Source organism: Bradyrhizobium sp. Kon69 (assembly GCF_055807515.1).
The window spans coordinates 24922-33110 of sequence record NZ_JBVVOS010000047.1 but is presented as its reverse complement, the minus strand read 5'-3'; the positions used below and the strand labels follow the sequence as shown (position 1 = coordinate 33110).

Genomic DNA, 8189 nt, shown 5'->3' with positions numbered 1-8189 from the left:
CACTTATTGCTGTCCATAAGCGCTGTTACACAGCACTCACCTTAACCTGACAAGGCGGCCGTCACCGGAGGGAGACGACCATCACGATGTCCGACGAGTTATCTTTCGATTGTCTGAGAGCGTTAGCTTAGCCAGGAGCGACACAAAGACGCTATCACCGCGGTGTGAACTGAGACGTCATCTGACCTTCAACCGTGCGGCATATCTGTTTTGTATCGGGTGCTGCGGCAGCCTCCTGCCCGATGCCGCCGCTGGACCAGGTCGTATGTTGGTTAAACTTGGAAGAGGATATGACATGGTGAGCACGCGTGAAGTCTCTATCGATGACGCCACAACGGTGACCCACATGGTTGCTGCCCTACTCGCCGAACTTGAGGGCGGACAGAAGCAGGGCGGACTAGATACCCAGCCTGTTGTCGACCTCCTGGCCATCAAAGAGCGCGTCTATGGGTTTCTGGCTTTCACGGAGGCACGCCCTGTCGGCCTCATCATGTTGTCGGAAAGCGCCGCCCTTTTTGCGGGCGGAACCTACGGTATTATCACCGAACTCTACGTGGTGCCGGATCAGCGATCGTCTGGGGTCGCGATGCGTCTCATTGAGGCTGCGGTGGGCCTGGGGACGGTAAAAGGCTGGGGCCAGCTCGAAGTGGGGGCGCCGAGGCAACCCATGTGGAGCCGTAGCCCCAGCTCAGCATTGTACTTGAAGGCCGGTTTTGCAGAGATCGGTCCACGCCTCAAGTTGCCGTTACACGGCTTAGCTAGTCAACGTGCGAAACGTAATGCTGCCGGGAGATCGCGGTTAGATCCTCGGCGGCAACGCGCACTAAACCGCTGTATCCCGGATTCGTCTTCCGCAAAATTTGCGTGAGCGTCGATTTGCCGGCGCCCGATTAATTCGCGATGAGGTTTGTAGCGCGGGGTTTGAGTCCGGCCGACAAGTCAGAGAGCACCGGCGCATCTCAAACCCCATTTTAGTGAGCTGATCCGCGTGCCCAGCTCAAAGGGACACGAGGCCCTGCGCCACGCAGGGGCCGGCGTCTGCGCGGCGATGAGCCTTGTAAGGGTCGAACGCTGGCCAGACTCCCAGGGCGTTCGGATCGGACGGCTAATGAAAGGCTCACGAGCTCGCCCCGTCTGTTGACCCCTTCCTGACCGGCTTATTGTTCTTCGCGGTCACTTGCGCTGGCGTCGCATTGACGAGCTGTTCGTACAGGAGAGGATCTGTCGCACCCTCGGCGTTGATCAGGAAGACCCGTGCATTGGGTCCAAGACTAATCTTGCCACGCAAGGTCGGGTCAGCAGCAGCCTTCAGCAAAGCTGCAAGGCCAACACCGCCACTTTCGCCTGCAACGACGGCGGGATCGCCATCCGTCGGATATGCCAGACGTTTCATTACGCTGATTGCGTCCTCGTCGTCGACAGTCATAAAAGCATCCGCTGTGCGCGAAAGAATGCGCCAAGCGACGAGTGAAGGCTCGTAGCATTCGAGCATCGCCATCACGGTCGATTGCCCATGACCTACCTTGACAGGACGCCCGGCCCGCGCGCTTTCGAAGAGGCATGCGGCCCGCGAGGGATCGACAACTGTAAAGAACGGGCGGTCGTCGTCGAACAGAATTGATAGATGTCCAGCAACGGCCGCGGCGATCCCACCGATGCCTTCCTGGACGAAGACGTGTGTCGGCGGCTCCGGCAACTGGCGTAGTGCTTCGCTCACAAAAGCGGTATATCCCTGCAGTACAAAGCGCGGGATCCGCTCATAGCCAGGCCAGGACGTGTCAGACACTGTGATCCAGCCTTTTTGAGCCGCAACTCGGGATGCTTGGACGACAGAATCGTCATCGTTGCCGTCAACGTGGATCATCTGCGCGCCAAAGCGGGCAATGGCGGCGATGCGCTCGTTGCTCACGCCTGAATGAACGAAGATAGCGCATTTTGCACCAATGAGCTGGGCGCCTTGAGCAACTGAACTGCCATGGTTACCATCCGTGGCGCAAGAGACCGTCATACCTCTTGCCACGGAATTCACTTCAGGTGTGTGCAGCTCGGACACGTCAACATCGCGACCGAGCTGCCGAGTTGCTTCCTCGAGCACCAGACGGATCACAGCATAGGAACCTCCCAAGGCTTTGAAACTCCCAGGGTCGAGACGTTGGCCTTCGTCCTTTAGATCGAACCCACTCCAATCTCGCGGGCAAGGCCTGGCAAAGAAATAAGAGGGGTTTCCTTGTGACCATCGCGATGCTTGAGAAACCGCTCGACCTCGCGAGCTGCTTCGAGACTCAACGTGTCGGCGTCCGAGACATCGAGGGGCGTGCGGTGGTCGATGTGCTGGTTGAGGAGAAACATGGTTTGGCTTTCTTGCCTCATCGGGAGCGCTTTGCATGGAATACTTCATTCACGACGATATAAGTGGCGCATTCTGCGGTCATTTTGAAGCAGCGTCTGGGTATTGCACGCGCCTTTGCCACGACCAGGTTTTCGATCGACGATCTTCCCACAACAAGCGAGCAAAGTTCACGGAAACACTGCAGCCCGCGCGCTTTATCAGCGCGTCTGGAGATCAGCTATGTGGGAAGGCCGTGGCCCCGTCCACGGCCCTCTCCTTCAAAAGATCAGCTCATCGTCGGCATGAGGAATTCGGGGCCGGCGCGGACCCCGTCGGCCACCGGGTCATGATCGTCTTGCGCTTGGTGTAGAAGCGAACGCCCTCGGGACCATGCATGTGGTGATCGCCGAACAGGGACGCTTTCCAGCCACCGAACGAGGGGAACGCCATCGGCACGGGGATCGGAACGTTAATCCCGACCAAACTCGCGGGCCGCATCACCATCTCTGGTGAAGATGGCGGTGCCGTTGCCAAATCGTTCTTGTTAATCATGTCCGCTGCATCATCATAGGAGTTGGCGCGAGCCAACGCGAGGATGGGACCGAAGATCGATCTCTTCGCAGTAAATTGTCATGTCGGTGGTCACGCGATCAAATAGACTTCCACCGATGAGATATCCCCCTTCATAGCCTTGACGCCGAAGTTCGCGTCCGTCGACGATCAGCTTTGCACCTTCTTGTACGTCCGCGTCGATGTAGCCTCGGACCTTAGCGAGATGTGGCTTTGTTGCTAGCGGCCCCATTTCGGGACCAGTGCCAGGACCGACGTTCAGGGCGCGGACCTTAGCCGTCAGGTTTTTCAGAGCATCGACCGCGTGGTCCATATCGGCGTTCGGCATGACAATCATGTGGTTCTTGGCGCCTCCGAAAGCCTGGCGGCGCTTGCCGCGACAGGATGCCCCGAAACCGGCGGTCGGATTTGGTCGAGGATTGAGGCCGGTGCCGGTGCGACAAGATTGCCCAATTGCGCGTGACGCCGATGAGCCATCCCGTTCCGATCGTTGTGCTTGGCGTCCCGAGGCAACTGAGGACGCGAGCGTACTCGAGCGAGGACGTCCAACCAGGCGGAAGCCCAATGCTTAACCAGCAGGGCGGGTCGATTTATAGGCGCAAAGACTGATGTCTCGACCACAGTTGGCGATCACGCATCAGCGCGGGTGCCCTCCTTGTTGCTGGAATGCATAGATCGGATTCATCCTGCAATAGGCTAGGGTACCGGAGGCAGTGGCCATGCACTAGTCATAGGTCGAGAACTGGCAATTGCCTGGATATCCCCTACGTCCCTGGAGGCAATAAACGTCCTGCCGAGCCGGTGAAATGAAAAAACGACCCCGCGGAGCGGCACTCAATGGCGATCCAAAGCCGATGAGGATGGAAAGCGCAAGCACACAGATAAAGGGAAGGTTGCGCATGAGACCTTTAACCTCCGTTCAGACTTGAGAAGATAGAAAATCTAGAATTGATGTTTTGATCTTGGTCAATGGCAAACAGCTTCGTAGTCGGCTTGGCCGACGGACTTTGTCGCGATCTGCAAGAGCTTTGCGATTCCACAAAGGCTTAGCGGCTGACCGCGTATAACAGGTTGGAGAAGCCAGAAATCTGGAGCTCCGCAGAGAACTCTGGCCTCATGCTGAACCCGTATTCGTCGCCCAAATCGACTAGCTCCCGGTCCACAATGGTAACTTTAGCCTGCCACCGCTGGGACTGGCCGACCGGCGCGAGGAACCGTTGTGCTCCTCATGATGGTGGTGCTTCACATGAGGGCATGCGGGCCATGCATTCAAGCAACCGTTGATCGTCCAAAGCGCCTCCCTTCTAACGTCGGCCCCTCCCTCGGTCTGACGCCCCACCGGTGTCCAGTTCGGCTTTCAGGCGAGCTCTCTCCAGCCGCTTCCTGAGCCCAGCAAGTCGGCTCGACAGGCTCATCGATGCCTCGATGCCAAGCTCACCGAAAACGAACTGATCCAGTTCCTTCTGTTGTGCAGCGATGTTCGCGAGACGCTTACGGGCTTTGTCCGTTAGTGAGAGCTGGACGACCCGAGCATCCTTGATACCGGTTTTGCGCCGCACAAATCCGACTTTCTCCAGCGCCTTCGAATGTAGCGTGATGAAGGATTTGTCGACTTTCATCAGTTTTGCGACCACTCCGGCCGGAGCACCGCCATCCTTGTCTAAGTCCATCACCGCCATCAAGATCGCCAATTGTGTTCCACTAATGCCGAGTGCCTCGGCTCGGACGTGAAGAAAATCCTCCAGACAGACGTTGAGGGATCTGATCTCCAACGTTAATCGCCGCACCAGCTCCTGACTCTCAGCAGAGCCATTTCCCCCTTGCGTTGCTTGCTTAGCCAAATGCGGTGCCGTCGAATGTTAGGACCCTGCTCAAAGCTCGTTCGCGCTGACAAGGTTCAAAGACAGGGACAATGTGTTGCGCCTCACGCGCTTGCTTCCGTCGATTATCGGAGGATGCCAAGAAGTGGCCCAAGTACGTGACTCCCGGCGAGACCCCCGCCTACATGTCGGCGGCTACTGCTTGCCAACCTTTGGCTTCGCCAAGTCGCCAAGATGCACCTTCAAAAAGAGACCCTCGATTCGTGGTGTCGCGCACCGGCGCGACACTACGTTTCTTACGCTCCGGCCACAGGTTGCCCCAATGCGGGAAGACCGTACTCGGATCCGGGCAACGGGCTCGAATGTCTCGGCAGCTCTGCGCTTAACTGAATCGCAACTTTGCACAATCGATACGGTGGAATTCATCAAAAACGATCGCCCAAACGTCGAATTCAACCGCAATCGTAGCGTTGTATCTCGTGTGTTGCCGTCCAAGAGCCGATTTTGCCGCCCGACGAGCGAGAGAATTCGATCGTCGGCTGTCCGACTATCCAACCCTTATTCGTCGAGGAACAAGGGTGCGAAGACCGCATCCAACTCCTGCCGTACCTCGGGCTGACTATCGGCGAGAACGCGACCGGTTAGGGTCATGTGGAAGCGGAAGAGATCGAAAACGTACGAGTAACCCCATCGGACAAGATGGGCTCGTTGAGCTGACTGCACAAGCGCCGTTGAAAGTCGCGCTGACTCAGCGGGGCTCGAAGCGTCGAACTCTTCGACGATGCAGAAGGCAAGCCCTGCGAAGTGGGAATCGGATTCACGGGAACGAGCCCAAAGAAGCCCCCCATTAGATCGAGTTTCAGAGGACCGATCGGGCACGAAGGCCAAGCTGTCACGAACGCGCGCAGCGCCCGCTCCAATTCCTCGACTTTATACCCCTCCTTCAGCCGGAACGGCGGCTTGAGCGTCGCGTGGAAGCCGTAGCGACGGGCACAATGGTAAGACACGGCGAATTTTGCTTCGTAGTAGCGGCGTCGAGTGCAGCCGAGGCCACGGGCGAGCGTCCCTCAAAGGCGTCGTACCCAAGCCAATCGCCGCTACCGTTTGCGGGTGGTCCGGACCTGGCGTGTAGTAGATCGCGTGGTGGTCGAGCACGGTTCCAATTGCGCTGTATCAATAGCAAGGCGAAGGCCGCTGATTCACATGCCGTCTTTGTCTATCGGTTCCGATTTCTTCATCTGTGGGGGCGCCCCAATCGCTGCCCGAAAGCGGGATAGCTTGAGCAGGTGTCCGAGCGACGCCAACCCTGATAAGGTCGCGATTTCCAACGATGCCGTTGGTTGGATCAAATTCAACCCAACCAGAGCCTGGCACGTAGATCGAACACCAGGCGTGTGTCGAGCCGCCTCCGAGACGGACGCCCCCATCGCGATCGGGTACATAGACATAGCCAGTGAGGAAGCGAGCGGCAAAGCCGAGCGAGCGCGCGGCCTCCATCATCAGGAGCGCAAAGTCGCGGCAAGTTCTCCGTTTAAGATGTATGGTTTCCGCGGGTGTTTGAGTGCCTCGCATCGTACGGCGTTGGTAGGAAAATGCCTCTGCGATCGCTTCGTTGAGCGTCATGAGCAACTGACCAGTAGGGCGATTAACACCTGGCGTCACGAACTTTAAAAGCCATTCGTCGACGGCTGTGTCGTCTGGATAATGGCGACGGATGTATGGGACCAGATCCGGCAGTTCATTGCCGTCATAAGCGAAAGGATGCTCCCGAGCGTATTCCTCGATCCGAAAGCCTGGAGCTTTCTCCGGCGTATGCTCAAGACGGATGGTCGTTTCAAACTCGAGCACCTCTGCCAAGGTGTTGAAGTCAACCAGCGTGAGGCAGTTACCGAATACGTCGTGTATCCAGCGGATTTCGACCGGGTCCGGTCTTACCTCAAGTTTTTGCAGTCCAGTAGCCGCTGATCAAAACTGTCTCTCGGACGAAAGAGTATTTGATGCTGGCCAAGCCCTACGGACCTACGGTAGCGATAAACGGTGCTGTGGTGGACGGTGTAAACGATCATCGAATGCGCTCTGGACTACAACATAAGACCCGGTCCTGATCGCAGGCCGCACGTGGAAATGGATTTGTTCGACCACGAATGCCGTTCATTTCAGCAGCATACCTGAGAAGATCCCGGAACAAACAAGGGACAGTGGGCTTTGTCTGCCACAGTAAACGCAGACGGGTAAGGACACGGCTTTGAAGATTCGGGCAGGCTACAAAATTGTGTTCGAGTGCTTCCAGGACGTTCCGATGGTGCTTATGCTCACCGTCCATCCGTCCCGCGCGTCAGAGATCTTGACGGACCATGCCATCCGCGTGGCACCGATTGTACATACCAGGGATTACAGAGATGTTTTCGGTAATATTTGTACGCGGCTAGTCGTGCCGAGCGGGCTGATCGAGATTCGGAACGAGTTCATCATCGAGGACAGTGGTCTGCCCGATGCAGTCGCACCCAATGCTACTCAGGTCCCGCTGCACGAGTTGCCGACGACTCCTTAATATATCTGTTGGGCAGCCGTTACTGCGATACGCAAAAGCTGACAGATTTTGCTTGGTCCACGTTCTGGCAGATCAACGGAGGCTGGCAGCGGGTTCAAGCCATTTGCGATTATGTGCACGACCGCATTCAGTTCGGCTACCACTTTGCCCGAAGCGATCGCACCGCCTTCGAAGGTAACCAAGAACGAGCGGGCGTCTGTCGAGACTTCGCTCATCTCGCTGTCGCTTTGTGTCGATGCATGAACATTCCAGCACGCTACTGCACGGGCTACTTGCGCGATATCGGAATTCCGCCGGATCCGGCGCAGATGGATTTCAGCGCATGGTTTGAAGCGTACATCGGCGGGGATTGGTACACTTTCGACGCTCGGCATAATCAGCCTCGCATCGGTCGTGTCGTAATTGCGCGTGGTAGGGACGCGGCTGACGTCGCTATCTCAACTTCGTTTGGACCAACGAGACTTGTGCGCTTCAACGTAGTGACTGAGGAAGTGCCAGCTCACGAAGCGTTTCCGCTTCAGCCGAACATTGATCCATCACACGACGGTTTGGTGGGCCAGCGGCAGTTTGCTTGAACGGCAATTGCGACTGCGACGGATTCCAAGCATGCTTACTGCCGACAATCGCGCGCACATTGCCAGCTGCGGGACGGCGATTGTCTTTGAGCGGAGGTTTTGCTGAGCCTTCCGATTGCAAGCCGACACTTCCGAATGCTCAAGGTCATCAGCCGCTGTTCGGCCATGGTCTTCAATGTGCGGGACGCCTGCATGTTGCTGATTGTGTAGGAGAGGCGTTCCGCATGGAGGACCTGCTTGCTGAGTTCTTTCGGATTGTTGGCTTGCAAACGAATTCCCGTCCAAAGATGCAGAAGACGTCGGCGGCAACGTTTCGTTTCCCTCTCGGCGGCCTTTTTTCCTAG

5 protein-coding genes and 5 pseudogenes are annotated in these 8189 nt (G+C 57.1%); 2 read left to right on the top strand and 8 right to left on the bottom strand.

The genetic code is table 11. The features are described from left to right. Positions 1 to 295 precede the first annotated feature (295 nt). The gene (locus tag AC0L3U_RS36720) at positions 296 to 868 is read left to right on the top strand and encodes a GNAT family N-acetyltransferase (RefSeq protein WP_259219478.1); all 573 of its coding nucleotides are present in this window, start codon (positions 296 to 298) and stop codon (positions 866 to 868) included. Positions 869 to 1117: 249 nt separating this feature from the next. Here AC0L3U_RS36720 and AC0L3U_RS36715 read toward each other — a convergent pair. The 8 genes and pseudogenes from AC0L3U_RS36715 to AC0L3U_RS36680 form a co-directional block, all read right to left on the bottom strand. Beyond that, positions 1118 to 2349 (bottom strand): annotated as a pseudogene (locus AC0L3U_RS36715) (diaminopropionate ammonia-lyase). 271 nt (positions 2350 to 2620) lie between these two features. Beyond that, a complete protein-coding gene (locus AC0L3U_RS36710) occupies positions 2621 to 2917 on the bottom strand; it encodes a hypothetical protein (protein ID WP_374762398.1) in 297 nt (98 codons plus the stop codon). Next, positions 2895 to 3236, bottom strand: a complete 342-nt coding sequence (locus AC0L3U_RS36705; protein WP_374762397.1) for an aldehyde dehydrogenase family protein — start codon at positions 3234 to 3236, stop codon at positions 2895 to 2897. Before AC0L3U_RS36705 ends, AC0L3U_RS36710 begins: the two co-directional genes overlap by 23 nt. 300 nt (positions 3237 to 3536) lie before the next feature. Continuing rightward, positions 3537 to 3800, bottom strand: a pseudogene (locus AC0L3U_RS36700) (DUF3551 domain-containing protein). A 403-nt stretch (positions 3801 to 4203) separates the two neighbouring features. Then, positions 4204 to 4740 carry a MarR family winged helix-turn-helix transcriptional regulator gene (locus AC0L3U_RS36695; protein ID WP_473364867.1) on the bottom strand — a complete coding sequence of 179 codons (537 nt, stop codon included), beginning with the start codon at positions 4738 to 4740 and terminating at the stop codon, positions 4204 to 4206. A gap of 537 nt (positions 4741 to 5277) precedes the next feature. Further along, complete coding sequence (locus AC0L3U_RS36690) at positions 5278 to 5598, bottom strand: DUF1045 domain-containing protein (protein WP_374762403.1); 321 nt, start codon at positions 5596 to 5598, stop codon at positions 5278 to 5280. Then, positions 5559 to 5726 (bottom strand): annotated as a pseudogene (locus tag AC0L3U_RS36685) (DUF1045 domain-containing protein); the annotation flags it as partial. The gene AC0L3U_RS36690 and the pseudogene AC0L3U_RS36685, both read right to left, overlap by 40 nt. A 166-nt stretch (positions 5727 to 5892) precedes the next feature. Then, positions 5893 to 6785, bottom strand: a pseudogene (locus AC0L3U_RS36680) (transglutaminase family protein). Between the two features lie 179 nt (positions 6786 to 6964). Between AC0L3U_RS36680 and AC0L3U_RS36675 the strand changes: the two are divergent. After that, positions 6965 to 7845, top strand: a pseudogene (locus AC0L3U_RS36675) (transglutaminase-like domain-containing protein). Positions 7846 to 8189 lie beyond the last annotated feature (344 nt).

Bases quoted from the DNA above. Each gene is read 5' to 3' on its own strand.
- AC0L3U_RS36720 (WP_259219478.1), top strand. From the start codon at position 296: ATGGTGAGCACGCGTGAAGTCTCTATCGATGACGCCACAACGGTGACC.
- AC0L3U_RS36705 (WP_374762397.1), bottom strand. From the start codon at position 3,236: ATGATTGTCATGCCGAACGCCGATATGGACCACGCGGTCGATGCTCTG.